Genomic DNA, 22,871 nt, shown 5'->3' with positions numbered 1-22,871 from the left:
GGGTGTGTTGCCTTGGGTCAATTTCCGGGGCCCGCTGTTGGGGCGCCGGCCGGCGGGGGGCGGGGGTTTGGGGGGCCAGGCCCGTTTGTTTGTGGGGGGCCGCGCCGGGGGGGCGGCCCCCAAACTCGACTCCGCCCCGCGCCCCTGGAGCACGCACTGAGCGTCACTTACATGATCGGGTCGGGTTCCCTTGCCAGGTCGGCTGCGCCTACCAGGCCCGCCTTGTTGCCGAGCTGGGCGGCGACCACGTCGGCGACCGGGCGCCAGTTGCCGCCGACCAGCCACCGCTTGTAGGACTTGCGGATCGGGTCGAGGACCAGGTCGCCCTCGTCGGAGAGGCCGCCGCCGACGATGAAGGCGGACGGGTCGAAGAGGGAGGCCAGGTCGGCGAGGCCGGCGCCGGCCCAGCGGGCCAGCTCCCGGTAGGAGTCGACGGCGACCGGGCAGCCCTGGCGGGCGGCCACGGAGATGTGCTTGCCCTCGATACCCTCGGGGGTGCCGTCGCCGAGCGCGAGCAGCACCTCGGCGCGCTCGGGGGTGGCGTTGGCGCGCTGCTTGGCGTACCTCACCAGGGCCCGTCCCGACGCGTACTGCTCCCAGCAGCCCTGTGAGCCGCAGCCGCAGAGCAGTCCGTCCGGCACCATGCGGATGTGGCCGAACTCGGCGGCCACACCGAAGTGACCGCGGCGCAGCTTGTTGCCGATGATGATGCCGCCGCCGAGGCCGGTGCCGAGGGTGATGCAGATGACGTTGCGGTGGCCCTTGCCACCACCGAACTTGTACTCGCCCCAGGCGGCCGCGTTGGCGTCGTTCTCCACGACGACCGGGAGGCCGACGCGGGCCTCGACCTTCTCCTTGAGCGGTTCCTGGCGCCAGTCGATGTTGGGCGCGAAGTAGACCGTGGAGCGCTGGCGGTTGACGTATCCGGCGGCGCCGATGCCCACTCCGACGATCTCGTGCCCCACGCGTGCGCCCTCCACCGCGGAGGCGATGGCGTCCACGATGGCCTCGGGTGTGGTGGGGGTCGGCACCTTGTGGGTCGAGAGGATGTTGCCTTCCTCGTCGACCACGCCGGCCGCGATCTTCGTGCCGCCGATGTCGACGCCGATGGTGAGTCCCATGAATCCCTCAGTTCGGTCGAGCCCCGCTAAGGGCAACCGTACCCGAGGCGGGGCTCAGTCCAGGTCGATGCGCTGGCCCGGGCCGGTGCCCTCGTCGCCGTCGTCGCCGTCGCCGTCCCGGCGTTCGGCCTGGTCGCGGGGGTCGCGCGGGTCCTTGGCGGCGGTGTCGCCGGTGGTCCAGCGGCGTTCCTGGTCCTGGACGGCGGAGCGGTAGGCGGCGAGGAGTTCGCCGCCGGCGGCCGCGAGGTGGTCGAAGACGTCCGGGTTGCGCTCGATGACCGGTTCGACGGCGGCCTTGGCCTGCTGGACGACCTGCCGGAACACCTGCTGGGCTGCGGGTCCGGCGACCTGGCCGAGCAGCGGGGACTGGAGGCCGGACAGCTTGTCCGCCACGGTGTCGACGAGCCGGCGCAGCTCCTCGGCGGCCGAGCCGGGCGGTGTCCCGTACTCGGCACGGCGGCGGGCCTTCTCCGACTCCAGGTCCTCGGCGCACGCCGTCGCCCAGGCGTCGGCGTCGCTCGGTCGCGTTGCGTCGACCCCGTCGGCCTCGTCGGGGCGGGGGGCCTCGGACGGGGGGAGCTGTTCGCTCATGACGGACTCCTGACTACGTTTCGTCCTTACGACGTTACCCGAACGGACTCGGGCCCTGTGGCGGGATCAGCGCCCCCGCGGCCACAGCTGCGGGTCCGGCGCGAACCGGACGGCGAGCGTGCCCTCCCGCAGCGCGGCCCCGTCGACGGTGCAGCGGCGCAGCGCGGACGGCAGCGGAACGATCCGGCGGAACGGCCCGGCGGCGACGACCAGTTCGTCCCCGCGGCGGACCAGGTCGAGTTCCTCGCGTACGGCACCGGGCAGCGGGATGCGCCAGACCAGGACGCCGTCCTCGGCCAGCCGGTCGGTGACGGGCCACTCGACCGGGGCGGCGGCCGGGTCGACGCCCGGCGCACCGAGCGCGGCGAGGTCGTCGGTGCCGCGCGGATCGCGACCGAGGTGGGCGAGGGCGCGGACGTCGTACGTGTCCCGCCACTCCTCCAGAGTCTTGCGCTGCTGGGCGAGGGGGCCGGTGAGCCAGCTGTCCGCCGGGATCTCCTCGGGCAGGACGCGGTTGGCGACCAGCAGGTCGGTGCGCAGGCCGCGCAGGGCAAGGCCGAGGACGGTGGCGCGGATGGCGTCGGCGCCCGCCGGGCCGGGTTCGGCGACCAGCCGTACGACGGTGTTCCGGTCGGCGACGACGGCTTCGGCGGCGGCGAGTTCCAGGTCCCAGCGGGCCGCGGCCTCGTACAGCGCCTCGGCGGGCATGGGGACGCCCGCGAGCCTGCCGAGGACGGGGCGCAGGGCGCGGGCCGCCTGCCGCTCGGGCGGCAGCAGCCGGCGCAGGCAGCGGCGCAGCTCCTCGGGGGCGGCGAGCAGGGCGAGGGCGCGCGGGGCGGGCGGGAGGTCGACGACGAGGAGGTCGTGCTGCTCGGCGAGGGCGGCGTCGCGCAGGGCGCGCAGCAGGGCGAGTTCGTCGGCGCCGGGGAGCGGGGTGAGTTCCTCGGGGTCGACGCGGGCGGCGCCGAGGAGGTCGAGGGCGGCGGAGGCGCGGTCCTGGAGCGCGGCGAGGCCGTCCCGGAACCCCTGGGCGGCGTCCGGCCGCCAGGCGGTGAGGTGGGGTTCGACGGACGTCGGCGCCGGGCCGGTGCGCACCCCGAGCGCGGCGCCGAGGGTGTCGTCGCGGTCGGTGCCGAGCAGCAGGGTGCGGGTGCCCTGCCGGGCGGCGGCGAGCGCGGTGGCGGCTGCGACGGTGGTACGGCCGCTGCCGCCGGGGCCTGTGATCAGGATGGTGCGCATGAGGCTGAACGGTACCTTCGCGGGGCCCCTCGGTTGGTTCGCGCCCGGCATGGGTGTGGGCCCCGGGGGTGGGTGCGCAGCCCCGCGTGGACGGGGTGCCGCTCTCTTTGGGACGGGCGCCGCCCCAGCGGCACGACTGCCCGCAGTTACGCCCGGGGCGTTTCCACTCGCTTCTTCAGGCCCGCCAGCGCGCGGTCGGTGATGACCTTCTCGGCCTTGCGCTTGATCATGCCGAGCATGGGGATCTTGACGTCGACGGTGAGACGGTAGGTGACCTCCGTGCCCGTGCCCGCCGGGCGGAGCAGGTAGGAGCCGTCGAGGGAGCGCAGCATCTGCGACTTCACCAGCGTCCAGGACACCTCGTGCTCGCCGGTCCAGGTGTAGGCCAGCGTCTGGTCGTCCTTGATCGCACCGGCGTCCATGACGAGCCGGACCTGTTCGGCGCGCCCCTGGGCGTCGCTGGCGAGGACCTCGGCCTCCTTCACCTCGCCGGTCCAGTCCGGGTAGCGGGCGAAGTCCGCGATCACCGACATGACGTCGGCGGGTGCCGCCTCGATGGTGATGCTCGAGCTGGTGTGTTCCGCCATCGCCGTGGCTCCTCCGGATGCGGGCCGGTACAAGTGTCGTCGTGCTTTCTCGTGCGCCCGTGGCGCGCACGAGTGTGCCGCGTGAAGGCTATCGCGCACGGGCGCCGCGACTGTCACCACCTGCCTGTGCGGCACCGGTCGGAAAAATCACCACTCCAGCACCCACGGCCGCCCGGTCGACGCGAAGTGGCCGACGTTCACGCACTCGGTCGCGCCGATGCGCATCCGGCGGGCCAGCGGCTGGTGCACGTGCCCGAACAGCGCGTACCGCGGCCGGGTCCGCCGGATCGCGTCCAGCAGCGCCCGGCTGCCCCGCTCGAAGCGCCGCGCCACCGTGTCGTAGACCAGGTCCGGCACCTGCGGCGGGATGTGGGTGCACAGCACGTCCACCTCGCCGACGGCCTCGATCTTCGCGGCGTACTCCTCGTCGCTGATCTCGTACGGCGTGCGCATCGGGCTGCGCAGGCCGCCGCCCACGAAGCCGAAGACCCGGCCGCCGATCTCCACCCGCTCCCCGTCGAGCACGGTCGTGCCGGGGCGGGCGTACTCGGGCCACAGCGGCGGCACGTCGACGTTGCCGTAGGTGGCGTACGTCGGAGTGGGGAAGGCGGCGAACAGCTCGGCGTACTGCTTGCGCACGGCTCCCTCGATCAGCTTCGACCGGTCTTCGCCGACGCCCGCCCACAGCCCCGCCCCGAACTCCCGTGCCTCGGCGAAGCGGCGGGCGGTGCGCAGCTCGACGATGCGGTCGGCGTTCGCGACGCCGAACAGTTCGGGGAAGATGCCGCGCGAGTGGTCGGCGTAGTCGAGGAAGAGGACCAGGTCGCCGAGACAGATCAGGGCGTCGGCGCCCTCGCCGGCCCTGGCCAGGTCGCGTGCGTTGCCGTGCACGTCGCTGACCACGTGGACGCGCGTGCTCGTGTTACGGGCCGGTGTGGGTGCCATGGCGATCAAGCGTAAGCAGCGCGCGCCTCGTGTGAACAGTGGCGGTCGGACCTGCGGTTACTGGCTGGTCGGTTGATCCGTCGACTACTGTGCGCGAAGGAAACCCCATCCGTGTGACGCGGCGAACATCTCGCGGGGACCCCCTGTCGGAGAACGCATACCGGCGGGTAACGTCCGGGCAGTCCAGTCGTGCTCAGGATTTCAACCACCTCCCGAGCACCAGCCCGAGCCTTGGACCGCACCGTCGCATCACACAGTGTCGTGGCGCCGGCGCCCTATGAGGAGCAGCAGTCTTGCGCGAGTTCAGCCTTCCGGCCTTGTACGAGGTCCCCGCGGACGGAAACCTGACCGACATCGTCCGCAGAAACGCCGCGCAGCATCCCGACGTCGCCGTCATCTCCCGCAAGACGGGAGGCGCCTGGCAGGACGTGACCGCCCGCGACTTCCTCTCCGAGGTGCACTCCGCCGCCAAGGGGCTGATCGCGTCCGGCGTCCAGCCCGGCGACCGGGTCGGCCTGATGTCCCGTACCCGCTACGAGTGGACGCTGCTGGACTTCGCCATCTGGAGCGCGGGCGCGATCACCGTGCCGGTGTACGAGACCAGCTCGCCGGAGCAGGTGCAGTGGATCCTCAGCGACTCGGGGGCCACCGCCTGCGTCGTGGAGTCGGCCGGGCACGCCGCCGTCGTCGAGTCGGTGCGCGAGGCGCTGCCCGCCCTCAAGAACGTCTGGCAGATCGACGCCGGCGGCGTGGACGAACTGGGACGCCTCGGCCAGGACGTCACCGACCGCGCCGTCGAGGAGCGCGGCTCGATCGCGAAGGCCGACGACCCCGCGACCATCGTCTACACCTCCGGCACCACCGGCCGCCCCAAGGGCTGCGTCCTCACCCACCGCAGCTTCTTCGCCGAGTGCGGGAACGTGGTGGAGCGTCTGCGTCCGCTGTTCCGCACCGGTGAGTGTTCCGTCCTCCTCTTCCTTCCTCTCGCGCATGTCTTCGGGCGTCTTGTGCAGGTCGCGCCGATGATCGCGCCGATCAAGCTGGGCTGCGTCCCCGACATCAAGAACCTCACGGACGAGCTGGCCGCCTTCCGGCCGACGCTGATCCTCGGTGTGCCGCGGGTCTTCGAGAAGGTCTACAACTCGGCGCGCGCCAAGGCGCAGGCCGACGGCAAGGGCAAGATCTTCGACAAGGCGGCGGACACCGCCATCGCGTACAGCAGGGCACTGGACTCGCCGTCGGGTCCGTCCGTCGGCCTGAGGATCAAGCACAAGGTCTTCGACCGGCTCGTCTACAGCAAGCTGCGCACGGTCCTCGGCGGACGCGGCGAGTACGCCATCTCCGGCGGCGCCCCGCTCGGCGAGCGGCTCGGCCACTTCTTCCGCGGCATCGGCTTCACGGTCCTGGAGGGCTACGGCCTGACCGAGTCCTGCGCGGCCACCGCCTTCAACCCCTGGGACCGGCAGAAGATCGGCACGGTCGGTCAGCCGCTGCCCGGCTCCGTGGTGCGCATCGCGGACGACGGGGAGGTGCTGCTGCACGGCGAGCACCTGTTCAAGGAGTACTGGAACAACCCGGGCGCGACCGCCGAGGCGCTGGCCGACGGCTGGTTCCACACCGGTGACATCGGCACCCTCGACGAGGACGGGTATCTGCGGATCACCGGCCGCAAGAAGGAGATCATCGTCACCGCCGGCGGAAAGAACGTCGCCCCGGCCGTGATCGAGGACCGCATCCGCGCGCACGCGCTGGTCGCGGAGTGCATGGTGGTCGGCGACGGGCGGCCCTTCGTGGGCGCGCTGGTCACCCTCGACGACGAGTTCCTCGGGCGGTGGTGCGCGGAGCATGGCAAGCCTGCCGGGTCTACGGCGGCGTCGCTGCGGGACGATGCGGAGCTGCTTGCGGAGATTCAGTCGGCGATCGATGACGGGAACTCGGCGGTTTCCAAGGCGGAGTCGGTGCGGAAGTTTCGGGTGCTGGGGGCTCAGTTCACGGAGGAGTCGGGGCACTTGACTCCGTCGTTGAAGCTGAAGCGGAATGTTGTCGCCAAGGATTATGCGGGGGAGATCGAGGCGATTTACGCCAAGTAGGGGCGCCTAAGGGGGTGCCGGGTACGGTTCGTCGGCGGCGTTTCCGTCCGTCGTGGCTTGTCGCGCCCACGCGGCGGAGCCGCACAATGTCACAGCCCCGCGCCCCCAGGCACCTCCAGCTCCCCCTGCTGCCAAAGGTGCCCCCGCTACAGCAGCGCCTTCAGGTGTTCCGCCAGCAGGTCCCAGCGCCACTTTTCCTCGACCCAGGCTCGGCCCCGTTCCCCCATGCGGTGGCGCAGCTCGGCGTCGGACAGGAGGGTGACGATGCGGTCGGCCGTGTCGTGCTGGGAGTCGCCGCGCACCACCCAGCCCGTCTCGCCGTCGAGGACCGCGTCCGGGGCGCCGCCGGAGTCGCCGGCGATGACCGGGAGGCCGGTCGCGGAGGCTTCCAGGTAGACGATGCCGAGGCCCTCCACGTCGAGGCCGCCACGGCGGGTGCGGCAGGGCATGGCGAAGACGTCGCCGGCTCCGTAGTGCGCGGGGAGTTCGGACCAGGGCACGGCGCCGGTGAAGTGGACGGAGGCGGCGACGCCGGTGTCCTCGGCGAGGCGGCGCAGGTCCTTCTCGTAGGGGCCGCCGCCGACGATCAGCAGGACGGTGTCCGGCTCGGCGGCGAGGATGCGCGGCATGGCCCGGATCAGGGTGTCCTGGCCCTTGCGCGGGACAAGCCGTGAGACGCAGACCACTACGGGGCGCTCGGTCAGCCCGAGGCGGGCGCGGACCTCGTCGCCGCCGCTGCCCGGGTGGAAGGTCTTCTCGTCGACGCCGGGCGGCAGCTGTGTCATCCGTGCGGCGGCCGCCGGGGTGAGCGCGCCCGCTATGCGTGAGCGCGTGTACTCGCCCAGGTAGGTGATCGTGTCCGTGGAGTCCCCGATACGGCGCAGCAGCTGACGGGCGGCGGGCAGCTGGGCCCAGCCCGCCTCGTGGCCGTGGGTGGTGGCGACGAGGCGCTCGGCGCCCGCCCTGCGCAGCGCCGGTGCCATCAGGCCGAGGGGTGCCGCCGCGCCGAACCACACCGAGGTGCAGCCGTGCTCGCGCAGCAGTCCGACCGCTCGCCGGGTCGCGCCCGGCGTCGGCAGCAGCATCGTCGTACGGTCGCGTACCACGGTGAAGGGCTGCTCGGCGTCGAAGGCGGCGGTGGCCTCGACGCCCTCCCGGCTCCGTTTCCACGTGGAGGCGTAGACGACCAGCCGCTCGGGGTCCAGCCGTAGCGCCATGTTGTGCAGGAAGGCCTGGATGCCGCCCGGGCGGGGCGGGAAGTCGTTCGTCACGATCAAGGTCTTGCGCACGCCGCCGACCCTACCGAACCCTCCGTGCGGGCCGGGGCCCGGTCGCGTCCTGTGGCAGACACACAGGTGTCCGGGTCATCATGGCCGCACCGGCAGGACAGGAGCGGACGGGCAGGGAGCACGTGAAGACGAGGGACGCGGTGCGGTCACCGTGGTGGCCGCTGACGGTCTGGGGCGCCACGCGGATGTTGCTGCTGCTGTTCGTGCTGAAGGTGCTGGTCTTCCCCGGTCCGGACGTCACCAGCGACGTGTCCGTCATCTACCGGGACTGGTACGAGATCCTGCGCACCGGAACGTTTCCGCTGGACGACGTCACCTGGCAGTACCCGCCCGCGGCGGCCTTCGCGGTCCTCTCCCCCGGGCTGCTGCCCTTCCTGGAGTACGCGACGGCCTTCTTCGTCCTGGCCTGTGCCGCGGACCTGGCCGTCCTGGCCCTGCTGTGGCGGGCGGGCCGGGGACCCGGGCGGTCGCCGCGCGGGGCCTGGGTGTGGGTGGTGGGCGTGCCGCTGCTGGGCCCTACGGTGTACGCCCGCTACGACGTGATGGTCACCGCCGTCGCGGTGGCCGCGCTGCTCGCCGCGGGGCGGCATCCGCGCGTGGCGGGGGCCCTGGCGGCGCTCGGGGCGCTGCTGAAGGTGTGGCCGGCGCTGGTGCTGCTCGGGATGCGCGGGCGCTCGCCGTGGGTCGCCGCGGCGATGAGCGGGGCCGGGCTGGCCGCACTGTTCGCCGTGACGATGCCGGGGGCGTTCGCGTTCCTGACGTTCCAGCGCGAGCGGGGCACCGAGGTGGAATCACTGGGGTCGCTGGTGTTCCACGTCGCCCGGCACTTCGGCTGGCAGGGCGAGGTGCTGCTGAACTACGGCTCGGTGGAGTTCCTCGGCCCGTACGTGGGCGCGGTGAGCACGGTCGCCCTGGCGCTGAGCGCGCTCGGCCTCGGCTGGCTGTTGCTGTGGCGGCTGAGGGCGGCCCGGTTCGCGGCGCACACGGCGGCGGACGCGGCCTTCGTGGCGGTGCTGGTGTTCACGGTGACGAGCCGGGTGATCAGTCCGCAGTACCTGGTGTGGCTGGTCGGCCTCGCGGCGGTCTGCCGGTGCTTCCGGGCGAGCCGGATGCGGGTGCCGGTCGCGCTGGTGCTGGCGGCGGCCCTGGTGACGGTGCTGGAGTTCCCGGTGCTGTTCGCCGATGTCGTGGCGAGCACTCCGCTCGGCATCGCGCTCCTGGCCGTCCGCAACGGTCTGCTGGTGGCCGCCACCCTGGTCGCGGCCCGTGCCTTGTGGCGCGGCACGCGGCGGCGCGGGCCCGCGGGGCCGGGGGAGAGGTCGGGACGGCTCAGACCTGCTCGCCGCGAAGACACTCCCGCCATCGCGCCGTGAAACCCCCGGGCCTCGCCCCCGCCCCCAGCCCCCGATCACACCCACCGTTGCCACGAGCGACCGTCCCCCGGCCCGAGAGCAGCACGGCTCAGCCCAGCTCGCCCCGCAGATACTCCCGCCATCGCGCCGTGAAGTCCTCGGGCGTCGTCCCGAGCACCTCGTCCATCGCCGCCGCCACCGCGCCCGCGCGCTCGTCGTGCGTGCCCACGGCGCGGTAGAACGCGTCCAGCCGGTCCTCGCCCCACTGCTCGGCGATCATGCGGCAGGCCAGCCAGCCGCCCTCGTAGGCGCGGGCCAGTTCGTCCGCGTCGGCGGTGAAGCCGAAGTCCTCGTCCGTCGGCAGTGCCGCGGGCACCCGGCCGTCGGACACCTCGCCGCCCAGCTCGGGAGCGGCCTCGTCGGGGTCGCGGTCGCTGCCGCGGTAGCCGACCCAGTCGGCGTAGCCCTCGGACAACCACAGCGGGGTGGCCGCGGTGGTGGCGGCGCGGGTGGCGACGTGGGTGGTCTCGTGGGTGAGCACGACCTGCTTGCCGAGGCTGCCGAGCAGCCCGTACGCGTCAGGATTGACGATGATCCGGTCCGCCGGGGCGTGCTCCCGGCCGCCCGTCTCCCCGGTGGTGACCGCGGCGATGCCCCGGTAGGAGGAGGCGGGCGAGCCCAGCAGGCCCGCCATGCCCTCCACCGACCGCGGGACGAGCACGACGACCCGGCGGGCCCAGTCGCCGTCCCAGGCGTCGGAGACGGCGGGCACCGACCGGTCGGCGAGGCCGGCGAAGCCGCGCAGGACTTCGGTGGACTGCCCGACGCCGAGCACCAGGCTGTGCGTCCCGCGCACGACCCGGACCGTGCCCTGGTCCCAGGGCTGCTGGCCGGACTCCTTCGCGGGCCGGTCGGAGTCGACGGACCACTCCCCGGCCGAGCCGTCCCGGCTCAGCGCGACGGTGCGGGCCGCGGTGACGGCCCCCCGGTCGTAGCCGTCGACGCGGTAGCGCAGCTCGGCCTCGGCGGTGGCGGTGTCACCGCTGCGGTCCACGTCGGTCACCCGGTACGACCAGTCGGCCAGCGGGATCGCGCTCAGATCGCCGAAGCCGGTCCCGGTGCCCGTGCGGGCGTAGGCGGCCCGGTCGTGGCCGAGGACGGCCGCCGCGCGCCGGTCCAGCACCTTCTGCACCTCGGCCCGCACCGGGTCGGCGGTGACCCTGCCGCCGCAGGCCACGAGGGCGACCAGCAGCAGGCACAGCGCCACCACCGAGGAACCCGGCACCCGCCATCGACCAGCCACCTTCCCGATCGTACGGGTGCGGGGCGGTACGGGTCACAGGGCGGCGTTCCGGACTCCGGTGCCGGGGCGGGTCAGACCCGGGTGATCGAGGAGACCGGCATCATGCCGACCGGGTCGTAGCGCACCGGTGCGCCGGGGTGGGGCGCGTGGATCACCTGGCCGTTGCCGGCGTACATGCCGATGTGGCTGGCGTCGTCGCGGTACGCGACGAGGTCACCGGGGCGCGCCTCGGACAGGGAGACCCGCTGCCCGGTGCCGGACTGCGCCTGCGAGGTGCGCGGCAGGCCGACCCCGGCCTGGGCGTACGCCCACTGGGTCAGGCCGGAGCAGTCGAAGCCGGAGGGGCCGTTGGCGCCCCACACGTACGGCTTGCCGAGGGCGGAGCGGGCGGCGGCGAACGCGGCGCCCGCGCGGCCGGAGGCGGGGCCGCCGACTCCGGTGAGGGCGGTCAGGTCCTCGCGGCCGGAGCGGGACCCGCGCTCGTAGCCCGCGCGTTCGTCGTCCGGGAGGGAGTTGAGCAGCGCGCGCGCCTTGGCGAGCTTGCGTTCCACGGTCTTCTTGTGGGCGGCGACGGCCTTGCGGCCCTGCTCCAGCTCGGCGAGCTTGCGGGCGGCCTCGGCGCGGTCCTGGGCGAGGTCGCGCATGGCCTGCTGGAGTTCCCTCAGCTCGCCCGCCTGGCGGCTGGAGATCCGGTCGAGGACGGACGCCCGGTCCAGGTATTCGTCCGGGTTCGCGGAGAGCAGCAGGGCGAGCGACGGGTCGATGCCGCCGGAGCGGTACTGGGCACCGGCCAGCGAACCGAGCGCGTCACGCATGGAGTTGATCTGCTCCTGCTGCCGGGCGATCGAGTCCTGCGCGGTGCCGACCTCCTTCCGCAGGGCGTCGGTGCGCGCGTCGGCCTTGTTGTAGGCCTCGGTCGCCTGCTCCGCCTCGGTGTGCAGGCGGTCCACCTCCGCCCGCCGGTCGTCCTGCGGGGCGGCCGGGGCCGCAGGCGCGGCGGTGGCCGGTACGGCGCCCAGGACTGCGGCGGCGACGGAGAGCAGGCCGACGGCGGCGGCGGAGCCGCGGTCGAACCCGGACGGTGCAAGGCGGCGATGGGACCCCACGGGAAGCCGCACTCCTTCCGCTGGCGGACAGGGAAACGCGGCAGACAGTAACCCCGTGACGGGGCACCGGCCAACGACCTCCGGACGGCGCGCACGGCGGCGCCCCGCCGCTGACGCAGGTCACCGGCGGGGCGGGGGTCCAGAGGCCGTACCGTGATTCGCCCGAACGGGCGGCACGGCGAGGGCGGTCAAGGGGCGGCGCGGTGTGGTCCGGGTCAGACCCGCACGCCGAACATGAACGGGCCGCCGATGGTGCTCATCGACTCGTAGCGCACGACCGTGCCGGTGCGCGGCGCGTGCAGGACCTGGCCGTTGCCGGCGTAGAGGCCGACGTGGTGCAGGTCGTTGAAGAAGAAGACGAGGTCGCCGACCTGGAGTTGGCTCATCGAGGAGATCCGGGTACCCGCGCCGGTCTGCGCCTCGGAGGTGCGCGGGATGCCGACGCCGGCCTGGGCGTAGGCCCAGGAGGTCAGGCCCGAGCAGTCGAAGGAGGACGGGCCGGTGGCGCCGTAGACGTACGGCGTGCCTATCTTGCTCTGGGCGGCGGCGAAGGCGGCGGCGGCCCGGCCGGAGGCGGGGGTCCCCTTGCCGGAGAGCACCTCGCGCTCGCTGCTGCGGGTGGCGCGCTGCTCCTCGGCGGCGAGCGCGGCCTTCTCCTTCGCGGTGAGCGTGTTGAGCAGCTTCTGCGCGGAGGAGAGCTTGCCCTGGACTTCCTTCTTCTTGTTGCCCAGTTCGGTGCGGGTGACGGAGAGGTCCTTGAGCTTCTCGGACGCCTCGGAGCGCTGCTGGGCGAGGTCGCGCTGCTTGCCCTGGATCTTCTTCAGCGCCTCGACCTGCTGACCGCTGAGCTGGTCGAGGGTGGAGGCCTTGTCCAGGTAGTTGTCCGGGTCGGCGGACAGGAAGAGCTGGAGGGAGGGGTCGATGCCGCCGGAGCGGTACTGGGCGCTGGCCATCGAACCGAGGCCGTCGCGCAGCTCGTTGAGCTCCTCCTGGCCGCGGGCGACGTTGTCCTGGATGGTGGAGATCTCCTTCTGGAGCTTCTCCTGCTTCTCCTTGGCGCCGTTGTACTTCTCGGTGGCCTTCTCGGCCTCCTCGTAGAGCTTGTCGACCTTGGCCTTGACCTCGTCCTTGCTCGGCTTCTCGCTCGGCGCGGCGTTGGCGGCCTGAGAGCTGAGAGCGACGGCGGCGGCGGCAGCGGTGGTGAGCACGGTCACGCGCGTGCGGCTCGGCTGCTTGGGACGACGGTGGGACGCCACGGAGACGAGCTCCTTCTTGAGAGGGATCACCCGTGCGAGGGTTCGAGGGCTGACCCTAGTGACCCACTCGTGATCAGTTCAAATCCTCCGCCGAAAAATCCTGGTTACAGACCGCGTTCTTCGTCACAACTCACCTGCAGTGACGTTCGCCTGACACTACGTTGCGTGACAGTTCCGTCAATTCAGGCATAGGGCGCCTACGTTGCGGTTGGTACGGAAGTGAACGAGGGCCGCCGGGGCGGACTAGGAAAGCCGCTTGAGGAGCACCACGGACGCCACCGGGCGTGCGCCGGCGCGCGCCACGCCGTCGGCCACCTCGCGGTCGGTCGAGACGACGATGACCGGCCGTCCCGGCGGCTCGGCGCGCACCAGTTGGCGGATCAGCTCGTCGGCGGTGACGCCGGGCTTGGAGAACAGCACCCGCACCCCGCGCGGCGGCGCGAGCAGCACCGGCGCCGCCAGTTCGGCCCCGTCGAAGACACAGGTCATCTCGGCGCCGGTCTGGGCGGCGAGCTGGGAGAGCTGACCGAGCAGCCTGAGCCGCTGCTTCTCCAGCGGCATCTGCGGATAGCCGGTCTTGGTGACGTTGTAGCCGTCGACGACCAGGTGCGCCTGGGGCAGGGCGAGCAACTGGTCGAGGATGGCGGGGTCGTTCTCGGACAGGGCGCGCGCGGCGATGTCCTTCGGCGTCATCCGGCCGGGCTCGACCGCGTCCACGGTCTCGGCGGGCCGCACGGACACCGGAGGCAGCGCCAGCTCCCTGCGCAGCCCCTGGGTGGCGTCAAGGAGGGTGTCCAGGAGCAGCCGTACGCGCATGTCCTCGACGCTGCGCCCCTCGCGGGCGGCCTTGCGGGTGGCCTCCAGGGCCGCCTCCGCCTCGCCGAGGCGGGTCTTGAGCCGCCGGGACTCGCTCTCGGCGGCGGACACCTGGGTATGGCCCTCGGTGCGGACGGTGTCCATCTCGGCCTGGATCTTGCGCAGCGCAGCCTGGCCGCGCTTGACGTCGCTGAGGGCCGAGCGCAGCTTGCGGTGCAGCGCCTCGGTCTCCTTCTTCGCCGACTCCAGCTCGGCGCGCAGCCGCTCGGTCTCCGTCCGGGTGTGCTCCCGGGCCCGGACCAGTTCCTCGTGCAGCCGCTCCAGCTCGGCGCGGCTCTCCTCGTCGGCGCGCTCGGCGTCCGCGCGCTGCGCCTCCTCGCCGGCGGCGGTCACCAGCTTCACCCAGCCGTGCGGGCGCAGCACGTAGGCCGCGGCGGCCACGTCGAGCGGGTCGGCGGCGGGCGGCGGGGAGCCGGCGTCCAGGATGCCGGCCAGTTCCGGCTGGGCGTCGCGGAACTTCTCGCCGATGCGCTGGCGGAACAGCGGGTCGCTCTCCACGGCGGCGGCCATGGCGTTGCCGGCGAACTTGGCCCTGCGGTTGGGGGCGAACCTGGCGTACTGCCTCAGCTGCGCGGGCAGCTCGGCGAGGGTGAGTCCGCCGAAGCCGTCGGACACGATCTGCACGACTCTGCGGCGCACGCCGTCGGGCAGCGGGCGGTCGAGCACCTCAGCGGCGCCGTCGCCCGGCCCCCCGTCGTGTGTCTCCACCATCCGTCATCCCCATGTCTCAGGGCGGTCCCGGCCGGGGACCGCCTCGTACGGGAACCGCTCCGCTCAGGAGGCGGCACCCGGCCTGTCCACGAGTTCCACCTGGTCCACGGCGTTGCACCAGCGGCACCGCACCGACTCGACGGTCTCGCTGAGCACCTCGCGCTCCTCGACCTTCGGCTCGCCGGCCAGGTCCAGGTGGACGTACTCGACGACCTTCGAGGCCCGGGTCACGTCGAAACGGGTCAGATTGCCGCAGAGGGTGCAGCGCCACCGTGTCGTGTCCGTCGGCAGGGGAACCGTCATCGTGGCTGTTCGCTCTCTTCCAGTGTCGGTGACGCCCGGGCTCCCCCGGTGCGTGTGGCTCGTAACCCTACGGCCTGGCGGGTACCCGACGCCCGCGTGTCCACGGCGGCGAGGCGGTATGGGCGGTTGCGGCCCGTTACGTCATGCTCTGTGTCCATGATCGGTAACTGGGGCAGGGGGCCCTCGGGACGGCTCGAACGCTCCGCACGGCCCGTACGCCACGGGGCCGCGCGGCGCCGGTGACGTACACGCTGATCACGCTGTGCTGCGTGCTGTTCCTGGTCAGCCCGGCCGCGGGCCTGAATCCGGTGTACGGCACCGGGGAGGAACTGCTGGCCGGGCAGCGCGTGTACTTCCGGCGCTGGGGCGTGATCCCCGCAGAACTGTTCGAGGGCTCCCTCGGTTCCGCGCTCACCCCCGCCACGGCGCTGTTCGTCCACGGCGGCTGGGTGCATCTGCTGGGCAACATGCTCTTCCTGTACGTCTTCGGCGCGATGACCGAGGAGCGCATGGGCCGGTTCCAGTTCGCCCTGTTCTACCTCGGCTGCGGCTCCCTGGCGCTGCTCGGCTACGCGGGCGCGAACGCCCACTCCCAGCAGTCCCTGGTCGGCGCCTCGGGGGCGATCTCCGCGATCCTCGGCGCGTTCCTGTTTCTCTTCCCCCGGGCGCGGGTGACCAGCCTTCTCCCCTTCCTCCTCTTCCTGCCGCTGCGCTTCCCGGCCTGGCTGGTGCTCCCCTTCTGGGCGGTCCTCCAGTGGCTGGCGGCGGGCCGGGCGGGCGAAGGCCCGGGGGTGGCGTACCTCGCCCACCTGGTGGGCTTCGGCCTGGGCTTCGCCTTCGCGTGGGTGCGGTTCGGGCGTACGACTAGGGCCTGTCCGGCGGAGCAGGCCGCGGGAAAGCGGCGGCACCTGTTCCGCGCCGGTGAGCGGGGGCTGGTGCGTGCAGCTGCAAGGCGGAGGAGGGAGTCGACGCGATGGGGGTCCCCCCGCGCGAGCGAAGCCGAGCGTGGGGGAGTCGGCGAGTGACGACAACGCCGCAGATGTGCGTGCCAGCCCCCGCGTCCGCGGCATGGTCCGCCGGACAGGCCCTAGAGTGAAGAGCGTTCCAGTGGCGGCCCCCGAGGGAGAGAACCAGCCGTGATCAGCGCGATCGTGCTCATCAAGACCAGCGTGGACCGGATTCCCGAGATCGCGGAGCAGATCGCCGCGCTGGAGAGCGTCAGCGAGGTCTTCTCCGTCACCGGCACCTACGACCTGATCGCCATGGTGCGGGTGAGCCGGCACGAGGACCTGGCCGACGTCATCCCGGGCCGGATCAGCAAGATCCAGGGCGTGGAGGGCACCGACACCCACGTCGCGTTCCGGACGTACTCGCAGCACGACCTGGAGGCGGCGTTCGCCATCGGTCTCGACAGCTGAGCGCCCCGAAGCCCGGATGAGGAGTTCTTCATGCAGGACTCATCGGAACCACCGGGTACCGCGCGCAGCATCAGACGCATGGTCTTCTCCCGCCGGATGGCGGCACTCGCCGCCGTCGTCCTGATCCCACTCGGTATCGCCGCGACCAGTTTCGCCCTCACCGACAGTCCGCAGGAGCCCAGGGTCCCGGCCAAGGTGGAGCTGGAGAGCGGCTCCCCCAGCCCGGCACCGGCCTCCTCCTCGCCCGAGCCCACGCCCAGCGACCAGGTGGTGACCCGGCCGCCGGTGACCGACGGCCCTTCGGATGACGACGATGACGACGACCGAGGCCGGGAACACGACGACGGAGCCGGGGACGACGGAGCCGACGGCTGACCGTGAACGCCGACGGGTCTCCGCCCGGGTCCGCATCCTGCTCTGGCTGCTGCTCGTGATGGCGGTCGCGCTCGCCTCGGTGGCGGCGACCACTCGCTCGATCCTGCTGCGCGACACCGACCAGCGGATCAACGGCCTGCTCGCGCAGGAGGCCGGCGAGTTCGCCAACTTCGAGGAGCAGGGGTTCGACCCGGAGACCGGACGCCCCTTCACCGACCCGGGCCGGCTGCTGCGGGTCTTCCTGGAGCGGCAGTACGCCGACCTGGACGAGGAACTGGTCGGCCTGGTGGGCGAGGTGGGCAGCAGGCCCACCCAGATCATCCAGCAGCGCGAGATCCCGGTCGACCGCCCCCTGCACGAGGACGTCGACGCCCGGCGGCGCATCTACGCCTCGCCCGACTCCACCGGCACCCTGGAGCGGCCCGAGGGCGAGATCCGCTGGGCCAAGGTCACCGTGGCCCGCTACGGCGGCGAACCGGCGGCCGCCTTCGTGGTCGCCTTCCACCCGGGGCGCGAACAGGCCCGCGCGGACGAGGTGTTCCGCGTCCTGCTCGCCATCTCCGGCGTCGCCCTGCTGATGACGACGGGCATCGCCTGGGTGGTGGCCGGCCGCATCCTCAAACCGGTGCGGCTGGTGCGCACCACGGCCGCGCAGCTCACCGAGCAGGATCTGACCCGGCGTATCCCGGTGCACGGACACGACGACGTGGCCGCCCTGGCCGAGACCTTCAACGCCATGCTGGACCGGCTGGAGCGCGCCTTCGCCACCCAGCGCAGGTTCGTCGACGACGCAGGGCACGAACTGCGCACCCCGATCACCATCGTGCGCGGCCACCTGGAACTGATGGGCGACGAGCCCGCCGAGCGCGAGGAGACCGTCCGGCTCGTCACCGACGAACTGGACCGGATGAGCCGCATCGTCGAGGACCTCCTGCTGCTCGCCAAGGCCGAACGCCCCGACTTCGTCACCCCCGGACCGGTGCAGCTCGCCGAACTCACCGCCGACGTCTACGTCAAGGCCCGCACCCTCGGCGAGCGGGAGTGGGTGCTGGCCGAGGTCGCCGACCGGGAGGCCGGGCTCGACCCCCAGCGGATCACGCAGGCCATGGTGCAGCTCGCGCAGAACGCGGTGCAGCACACCACCACCGGCCAGACCATCCGCATCGGCTCCCGCGCCGACGGCACCCGCGTCGAGCTGTACGTCGCCGACTCGGGACCGGGGGTCCAGGCGCAGGACGCCGAGGTGATCTTCGAGCGGTTCCGGCGCGGCACGGCCCGGCGCGGGGTGCGCGGCACGGGCGCCGGGCTCGGGCTGTCGATCGTCCGGGCGATCGCCGAGGGCCACGGCGGCCGGGTCGACCTGCGCGCCACCGAGGGCGGCGGCGCCACCTTCGTACTGACACTGGACTGACGTACTGACACTGGACCGACTCCGGAAGAGGCACGCCCATGAACCGCATCCTCATCGTCGAGGACGAGGAGCGCATCGCCTCCTTCGTCGAGAAGGGCCTGCGCGCCAACGGCTTCACCACCACCGCCGTCGGCGACGGCGAGGCCGCCTACGAGTACGCCCTCACCGGCGGCTTCGACCTGGTCGTGCTGGACATCGGGCTGCCCGGCCGGGACGGCTTCACGGTCCTGCGCGAGCTGCGCGAGGCCCGGGTGACGACCCCGGTGATCGTGCTGACCGCCCGGGACTCGGTCCGGGACACGGTGGCCGGGCTGGAGGGCGGCGCCGACGACTGGATGACCAAACCGTTCCGCTTCGAGGAACTGCTCGCCCGGGTGCGGCTGCGGCTGCGTACGGCGGCCCGGGCGCCGGAGGTGACGGTGCTGAAGTCGGGAGCGCTCAGCCTGGACCTGCGCACCCGCCGGGCCCGCGCCCAGGGGCGGACGGTGGACCTGACGGCCCGTGAGTTCGTGCTCCTGGAGCTGTTCCTGCGCCATCCGGGGCAGGTACTCTCCCGCGAGCAGATCCTGTCGCACGTGTGGGGCTACGACTTCGACCCGGGCTCCAACATCGTGGACGTATACGTGCGGGCGCTGCGCAAGAAGCTCGGGGCGCAGCAGGTGGAGACCGTGCGCGGGATGGGGTACCGGCTGCCGGCCTGGTGAAGTTTCCTTCATGTGACGCTCATTGAGGGCTCACCGCCCCCGTGAACCCTCGATGACGTGACGTTGAACCTCCGCCTCGCGGCGGCCCTGTGCGTGGCGCTGTCCCTGTGCGCGCTGCTGGCGGTCCCCGCGGGCTTCCCCGCCCTGGGCGGCGACGCGCGGCTCACCCTGGCCGTGTTCGCGCTCGCGACCTGCGCCTGGATCGGCACGCCGATCGACGACACGTACATCGCGCTGGGCGCCGGGCTCGCGCTGACCGCGACCGGAGTGATCAGCAGCGACACCCTCTTCGGCACCCTCGGGGACGCCACGGTGTGGCTGCTGATCTGCGCCTTCGTGCTGGCGGCCGCGGTGGCGCGGACCGGGCTGGCCGGGCGGGCGGCGGCGTTCCTGGTCGGCGGGGCGCGCACCGTGCGGCAGTTGGTGCACCTGACGACGGCCGCGCTGGTCGTGACGGCGTTCGCGGTGCCGGCCACGTCGGGCCGGGCGGCGCTCGCGCTGCCGGTGTTCCTGGCGCTCGCCAAGGCCCTCGCGGACCGGAAGCGGCTGGTCGTGATGCTGGCGCTGCTGTTCCCGACGGTGATCCTGCTGTCGGCGGTGGCCACCCTGATCGGCGCGGGCGCGCACCTGATCACCGTGTCGGTGCTGTGGGAGGCGACCGGGGACCGGATCGGGTTCACGCAATGGCTGCTGCTGGGGCTGCCGCTGGCCGTGGCGTCCTCCCATCTGGCCGCCGAGACCGTCCTGCTTACCACCACGCGCCGCGCGGACCGCGCGGGCCCGGTCCACATCACCGCCGAGGAGATACAGCGGCACAGCGAGAGCCCGGTCACCGGCCCCTGGACGCAGGCGGAGAAGCGCTGCGCGCTGCTGCTGGCCACGGTGGTGGCGCTGTGGTGCAGCGAGCCCCTGCACCACGTGTCGCCCGCGGTGGTGGCGCTGATCGGGGCGGTCGTCGCCTCCTCCCCCGCGCTGGGCACCGTACGGCTCAAGGACGCGCTGAAGACGGTGCCCTGGTCGCTGCTGCTGTTCATGGCGGCGACCATGGCGATGGGCGTGGCGCTCGCGGACTCCGGGGCGGCGAAGTGGCTGGTGTCGGGGCTGCCCGCACACGTGGCGCCGGCCGTCTTCCTCGGGGTCGTGGTCGCGGTGAGCACGGCGGCCCACCTGGTCCTCCAGTCCCGCTCGGCCCGCTCCTCCGTACTGGTCCCGCTGGTGATCGCCGCGGCCGTCGGCGCGGGGGTCAACCCGGTCGCCGCGGCCCTCGCGTCCACCGCCGCGGCCGGCTTCTGCCACACGCTGCCGGCCTCCGCCAAGCCGGTCACGCTCTTCTCCGACATCCCCGGCACCCCCACCTACACCCCGCGCGACCTGCTGCGGCTGTCCGCCGTCCTGGCCCCGCTGACCGCCCTCCTCGTGCTGTTCTTCGCCGCCGCCGTCTGGCCGCTGCTCGGCGTGCCCGTCACCCGATGAAGGAGTCCGCCATGTCCGCCATGCCATCTGTGTCCCCTGTGTCCCCTGTGTCCTCCGTTTCCTCCGTGTCCTCCAAGCTGAACCGTGTCGTCGTCGCCCCCAGCGGCTTCAAGGAGTCCCTGTCCGCGCAGGCCGCCGCCGACGCCATCGCGGCCGGGGTCCGCCGGGTGCTGCCGGCCGCCGAGATCGACCGGATCCCGCTGGTCGACGGCGGTGAGGGCACGGCCGTGGCGCTGGCCGCCGCGACCGGCGGGCGGCTGGCCGCGCTGGCCGCCACCGGCCCGGTCGGCGAACCCGTCGGCACCCACTTCGCGCTGCTCGGCGGCCGGGACACGGCGGTGGTGGAGATGGCCGCGGTCGCGGGGCTGTCCCTGGTCCCCCGCGCCCTGCGCGACCCCGGGGCCACGACCACGTACGGCGTCGGCGAGCTGATCGGCGCCGCGCTCGACACCGGGGTGCGGCGGATCCTGGTCGGCTGCGGCGACTCCGGTACGTCGGACGGGGGCGCGGGGGCGCTCCAGGCGCTCGGGGCGCGGCTGCTGGACGCGGACGGGTTCGAACTGCCGCCCGGCGGACGCGAGCTGGTCCGCCTCGCCCGCGTCGACCCGTCCGGCCTGGACACCCGGCTGAAGGACACCGAGCTGCTCGTCACCTGCAACCCGTACAACGTGCTGTGCGGCGAGCGGGGCGTGGCCCGGGTGTTCGGCCCGCAGAAGGGGGCCACGCCCGCGCAGGTGGAGCAGTTGTCGGCCGGTCTGGAGAACTGGGCACGCGTCCTCACCCGCGACCTCGGGGTCATCGGCACCGACCTGCGGGGCGGCCCGGGCACCGGCGCCTCCGGCGGGCTCGGCGCCGGGCTGGCCGCGGTCGGCGCCCGGCTGCTGCCCCGCTTCGACGTGCTGCTCGACCACCTCGATCTGGACGCCCGGCTCGCCGGTGCCGACCTGGTGCTCACCGCCGAGGGCGCCCTGGACCACCAGACGCCGCGCGGCAAGGTCCCGGCGGAGGTGGCCCGGCGGGCCAAGCTGTACGGCCGTCCGGTCCTCGCCCTGGCCGGCACGCTCGGCGAGGGCGCGCACGAGGTGCCGGGGGTGGACGCCTGCCACGGGATCATGCCGGCGCCGATGGCCCTCGCGGACGCGCTGCTGCGGGCCGCGGAGCTGCTGACGGACGCCACGGAACGGGCGTTGCGGATGATTCTCCTGGGGTCGCGGCTGCCGGGCCGGCCGGCTCAGGCGGCGGAACTGCCCAGGGCGGCCGAGGTGTCGGGCACGCAGCGGCCGTCCTCGGTGCGGTAGCTCCACCGGGCGCCGTCGCTGACCAGCTCCCGGACGGCGTGCACGAAGCGCTCGACGTGCTCGTCCGGGGTGCCGGCGCCGAAGCTCACGCGGATGGCGTTGAGGGACTTCTCCCCCGGCGCCGCCTCCGGGGCGCCGCACTCGCCCTGCGCCCCGGGCTCGCTGCCGAGCAGGGTGCGCACCAGCGGGTGGGCGCAGAACAGGCCGTCGCGCACTCCGATGCCGTACTCGGCGGAGAGCGCGGCGGCGAAGTGGGAGCTGTTCCAGCCGTCGACCACGAAGGAGAGCACGCCCACGCGGGGCGCGTCGTCACCGAAGAGGGAGAGGATCCGCACCTCGGGCACTCCGGCGAGCCCTTCCCGCACCTTCCGGATCAGGTACTCCTCGCGGGCGACCAGCGTGTCGAACCCGGCCTCGGTGAGTGCCTTGCAGGCGGAGGCGATCGAGTAGACGCCGATGACGTTGGGCGACCCGGCCTCGTGCCGGGCGGCGCTGTCGTGCCACCGCACGTCCACGCCCCCGTCGGCGCGCCGGGTGACACTGCGGCTGGCGCCGCCGCCGGCGAGGTAGGGCTCGGCCTCGCGCAGCCAGTCGGCACGGCCGGCCAGCACGCCGGAGCCGAACGGGGCGTACAGCTTGTGCCCGGAGAAGGCGACCCAGTCGACGTCGAGGTCGCGCACGCTCACCGGGTGGTGCGGGGCGAGCTGGGCGGCGTCCAGCACGATCCGGGCGCCGTGCGCGTGCGCGGCGGCGGCCAGTTCACGCACCGGCCACAGCTCGCCGGTGACGTTGGAGGCGCCGGTGACGCAGACCAGGGCGGGCCCGTACGGCTCGCGGGCGGCGAGAGCGCGCTCCAGGGTCTCGACGGCCTCGGCGGGAGTGCGGGGGGCGTCGAGGTAGGTCACGTCCGCGTCGCGCCAGGGCAGCAGCGAGGCGTGGTGCTCGGTCTCGAAGACGAAGACCCGGCTGCCGGCCGGCAGCGCGCCGGCGAGCAGGTTGTGGGAGTCGGTGGTGGACCGGGTGAACACGACCTGGTCGTCCTCCCGGCAGCCGAGGAACTCCGCGACGGTGTCGCGGGCGTTCTCGAACAGGTCGGTCGACAGCTGCGACAGGTACCCGGCCCCGCGGTGCACGCTGCCGTAGTACGGGGCGTAGGCCGCCACGTCGTCCCAGACCCGCTGGAGCGCGGGGGCGCTGGCGGCGTAGTCGAGCGCGGCGTAGGTGACCTCCCCGCCGGTGACGAGCGGGACGGTGACATCCCGGCCCAGAACGGGCAGCGGGGTGGCGACAGCGGTGGGTACGGACATGGCGGACTCCCGTGAGGACCAGCGCGAAGAAGGGCGCTGTGAAAGAGAAGAAGAGGGTGTGCGGAGGCGGGGCTCTGCGGCCCTATCGCATTCGCTGGTTCACGGGAGACTCCCTC

General features: G+C 73.1%; 20 protein-coding genes and 1 pseudogene. 9 read left to right on the top strand and 12 right to left on the bottom strand.

The features are described 5' to 3' along the window. Positions 1 to 167 precede the first annotated feature (167 nt). The 5 genes from ACFWR9_RS35825 to ACFWR9_RS35805 all read right to left on the bottom strand — a co-directional run bounded on the left by ACFWR9_RS35825 (position 168) and on the right by ACFWR9_RS35805 (position 4,483). The gene (locus ACFWR9_RS35825; protein WP_383849875.1) at positions 168 to 1,121 is read right to left on the bottom strand and encodes an ROK family glucokinase; all 954 of its coding nucleotides are present in this window, start codon (positions 1,119 to 1,121) and stop codon (positions 168 to 170) included. A gap of 54 nt (positions 1,122 to 1,175) precedes the next feature. After that, on the bottom strand, positions 1,176 to 1,712 hold the full coding sequence (locus ACFWR9_RS35820) for a DUF5304 domain-containing protein (RefSeq protein WP_383849874.1): 537 nt from the start codon (positions 1,710 to 1,712) through the stop codon (positions 1,176 to 1,178). Positions 1,713 to 1,778: 66 nt separating this feature from the next. Then, a complete protein-coding gene (locus tag ACFWR9_RS35815; protein WP_383849871.1) occupies positions 1,779 to 2,951 on the bottom strand; it encodes an ArsA family ATPase in 1,173 nt (390 codons plus the stop codon). A 146-nt stretch (positions 2,952 to 3,097) separates the two neighbouring features. Then, positions 3,098 to 3,538: an SRPBCC family protein gene (locus tag ACFWR9_RS35810; RefSeq protein ID WP_383849868.1), complete on the bottom strand. Its 441-nt coding sequence runs from the start codon at positions 3,536 to 3,538 to the stop codon at positions 3,098 to 3,100. A gap of 147 nt (positions 3,539 to 3,685) precedes the next feature. Then, positions 3,686 to 4,483 (bottom strand): metallophosphoesterase, encoded by a 798-nt coding sequence (locus tag ACFWR9_RS35805; protein ID WP_307011456.1) that lies wholly within the window; start codon positions 4,481 to 4,483, stop codon positions 3,686 to 3,688. Positions 4,484 to 4,776: 293 nt separating this feature from the next. Here ACFWR9_RS35805 and ACFWR9_RS35800 point away from each other — a divergent pair, with 293 nt between their 5' ends. Further along, positions 4,777 to 6,573: an AMP-dependent synthetase/ligase gene (locus ACFWR9_RS35800; RefSeq protein WP_383849865.1), complete on the top strand. Its 1,797-nt coding sequence runs from the start codon at positions 4,777 to 4,779 to the stop codon at positions 6,571 to 6,573. A gap of 146 nt (positions 6,574 to 6,719) precedes the next feature. Here the strand turns inward: ACFWR9_RS35800 and ACFWR9_RS35795 are convergent, their stop codons facing one another. Beyond that, the gene (locus ACFWR9_RS35795; RefSeq protein WP_383849863.1) at positions 6,720 to 7,862 is read right to left on the bottom strand and encodes a glycosyltransferase family 4 protein; all 1,143 of its coding nucleotides are present in this window, start codon (positions 7,860 to 7,862) and stop codon (positions 6,720 to 6,722) included. A gap of 122 nt (positions 7,863 to 7,984) precedes the next feature. Between ACFWR9_RS35795 and ACFWR9_RS35790 the strand changes: the two genes are divergently transcribed. Then, positions 7,985 to 9,235 (top strand): glycosyltransferase 87 family protein, encoded by a 1,251-nt coding sequence (locus tag ACFWR9_RS35790; RefSeq protein WP_383849886.1) that lies wholly within the window; start codon positions 7,985 to 7,987, stop codon positions 9,233 to 9,235. An 88-nt stretch (positions 9,236 to 9,323) separates the two neighbouring features. Here ACFWR9_RS35790 and ACFWR9_RS35785 read toward each other — a convergent pair whose 3' ends face one another. The 5 genes from ACFWR9_RS35785 to ACFWR9_RS35765 all read right to left on the bottom strand — a co-directional run bounded on the left by ACFWR9_RS35785 (position 9,324) and on the right by ACFWR9_RS35765 (position 14,769). Next, on the bottom strand, positions 9,324 to 10,517 hold the full coding sequence (locus tag ACFWR9_RS35785; RefSeq protein ID WP_383849861.1) for a hypothetical protein: 1,194 nt from the start codon (positions 10,515 to 10,517) through the stop codon (positions 9,324 to 9,326). 71 nt (positions 10,518 to 10,588) lie between these two features. Further along, positions 10,589 to 11,623 carry an NlpC/P60 family protein gene (locus ACFWR9_RS35780; protein WP_383849858.1) on the bottom strand — a complete coding sequence of 345 codons (1,035 nt, stop codon included), beginning with the start codon at positions 11,621 to 11,623 and terminating at the stop codon, positions 10,589 to 10,591. A gap of 215 nt (positions 11,624 to 11,838) precedes the next feature. Beyond that, on the bottom strand, positions 11,839 to 12,879 hold the full coding sequence (locus tag ACFWR9_RS35775; RefSeq protein ID WP_383849883.1) for an NlpC/P60 family protein: 1,041 nt from the start codon (positions 12,877 to 12,879) through the stop codon (positions 11,839 to 11,841). A 243-nt stretch (positions 12,880 to 13,122) separates the two neighbouring features. Continuing rightward, positions 13,123 to 14,466, bottom strand: coding sequence for an NYN domain-containing protein (locus ACFWR9_RS35770; protein ID WP_383849855.1), 1,344 nt, complete (start codon positions 14,464 to 14,466; stop codon positions 13,123 to 13,125). A gap of 63 nt (positions 14,467 to 14,529) precedes the next feature. Further along, a complete protein-coding gene (locus ACFWR9_RS35765) occupies positions 14,530 to 14,769 on the bottom strand; it encodes a hypothetical protein (RefSeq protein WP_064727475.1) in 240 nt (79 codons plus the stop codon). Between the two features lie 156 nt (positions 14,770 to 14,925). Here ACFWR9_RS35765 and ACFWR9_RS35760 point away from each other — a divergent pair. The 7 genes and pseudogenes from ACFWR9_RS35760 to ACFWR9_RS35730 all read left to right on the top strand — a co-directional run. Next, a pseudogene (locus tag ACFWR9_RS35760) lies at positions 14,926 to 15,638 on the top strand (rhomboid family intramembrane serine protease); the annotation flags it as partial. A 267-nt stretch (positions 15,639 to 15,905) separates the two neighbouring features. After that, positions 15,906 to 16,187 (top strand): Lrp/AsnC family transcriptional regulator, encoded by a 282-nt coding sequence (locus ACFWR9_RS35755; RefSeq protein WP_383849852.1) that lies wholly within the window; start codon positions 15,906 to 15,908, stop codon positions 16,185 to 16,187. Positions 16,188 to 16,265: 78 nt separating this feature from the next. Continuing rightward, a complete protein-coding gene (locus ACFWR9_RS35750) occupies positions 16,266 to 16,562 on the top strand; it encodes a small secreted hydrophilic protein (protein ID WP_383849880.1) in 297 nt (98 codons plus the stop codon). Continuing rightward, positions 16,501 to 17,973, top strand: coding sequence for an ATP-binding protein (locus tag ACFWR9_RS35745; RefSeq protein ID WP_383849849.1), 1,473 nt, complete (start codon positions 16,501 to 16,503; stop codon positions 17,971 to 17,973). Before ACFWR9_RS35750 ends, ACFWR9_RS35745 begins: the two co-directional genes overlap by 62 nt. Before the next feature lie 38 nt (positions 17,974 to 18,011). After that, the gene (locus ACFWR9_RS35740; protein WP_376356605.1) at positions 18,012 to 18,677 is read left to right on the top strand and encodes a response regulator transcription factor; all 666 of its coding nucleotides are present in this window, start codon (positions 18,012 to 18,014) and stop codon (positions 18,675 to 18,677) included. Between the two features lie 57 nt (positions 18,678 to 18,734). Next, positions 18,735 to 20,150, top strand: coding sequence for an SLC13 family permease (locus ACFWR9_RS35735; RefSeq protein ID WP_383849845.1), 1,416 nt, complete (start codon positions 18,735 to 18,737; stop codon positions 20,148 to 20,150). Between the two features lie 20 nt (positions 20,151 to 20,170). Continuing rightward, entirely contained in the window at positions 20,171 to 21,448 is a 1,278-nt protein-coding gene (locus ACFWR9_RS35730) for a glycerate kinase (RefSeq protein ID WP_383849878.1), read from the top strand. Here ACFWR9_RS35730 and ACFWR9_RS35725 read toward each other — a convergent pair. Further along, positions 21,382 to 22,755 carry an aminotransferase class V-fold PLP-dependent enzyme gene (locus tag ACFWR9_RS35725; protein ID WP_383849842.1) on the bottom strand — a complete coding sequence of 458 codons (1,374 nt, stop codon included), beginning with the start codon at positions 22,753 to 22,755 and terminating at the stop codon, positions 21,382 to 21,384. The two genes, ACFWR9_RS35730 and ACFWR9_RS35725, sit on opposite strands and share 67 nt — an antisense overlap. Positions 22,756 to 22,871 lie beyond the last annotated feature (116 nt).

It is taken from the genome of Streptomyces sp. NPDC058534 (assembly GCF_042717365.1).
Classification (GTDB): domain Bacteria; phylum Actinomycetota; class Actinomycetes; order Streptomycetales; family Streptomycetaceae; genus Streptomyces.
The sequence above is the reverse complement of the archived record's forward strand: the minus strand, read 5'-3'. Positions and strand labels throughout refer to the sequence as shown.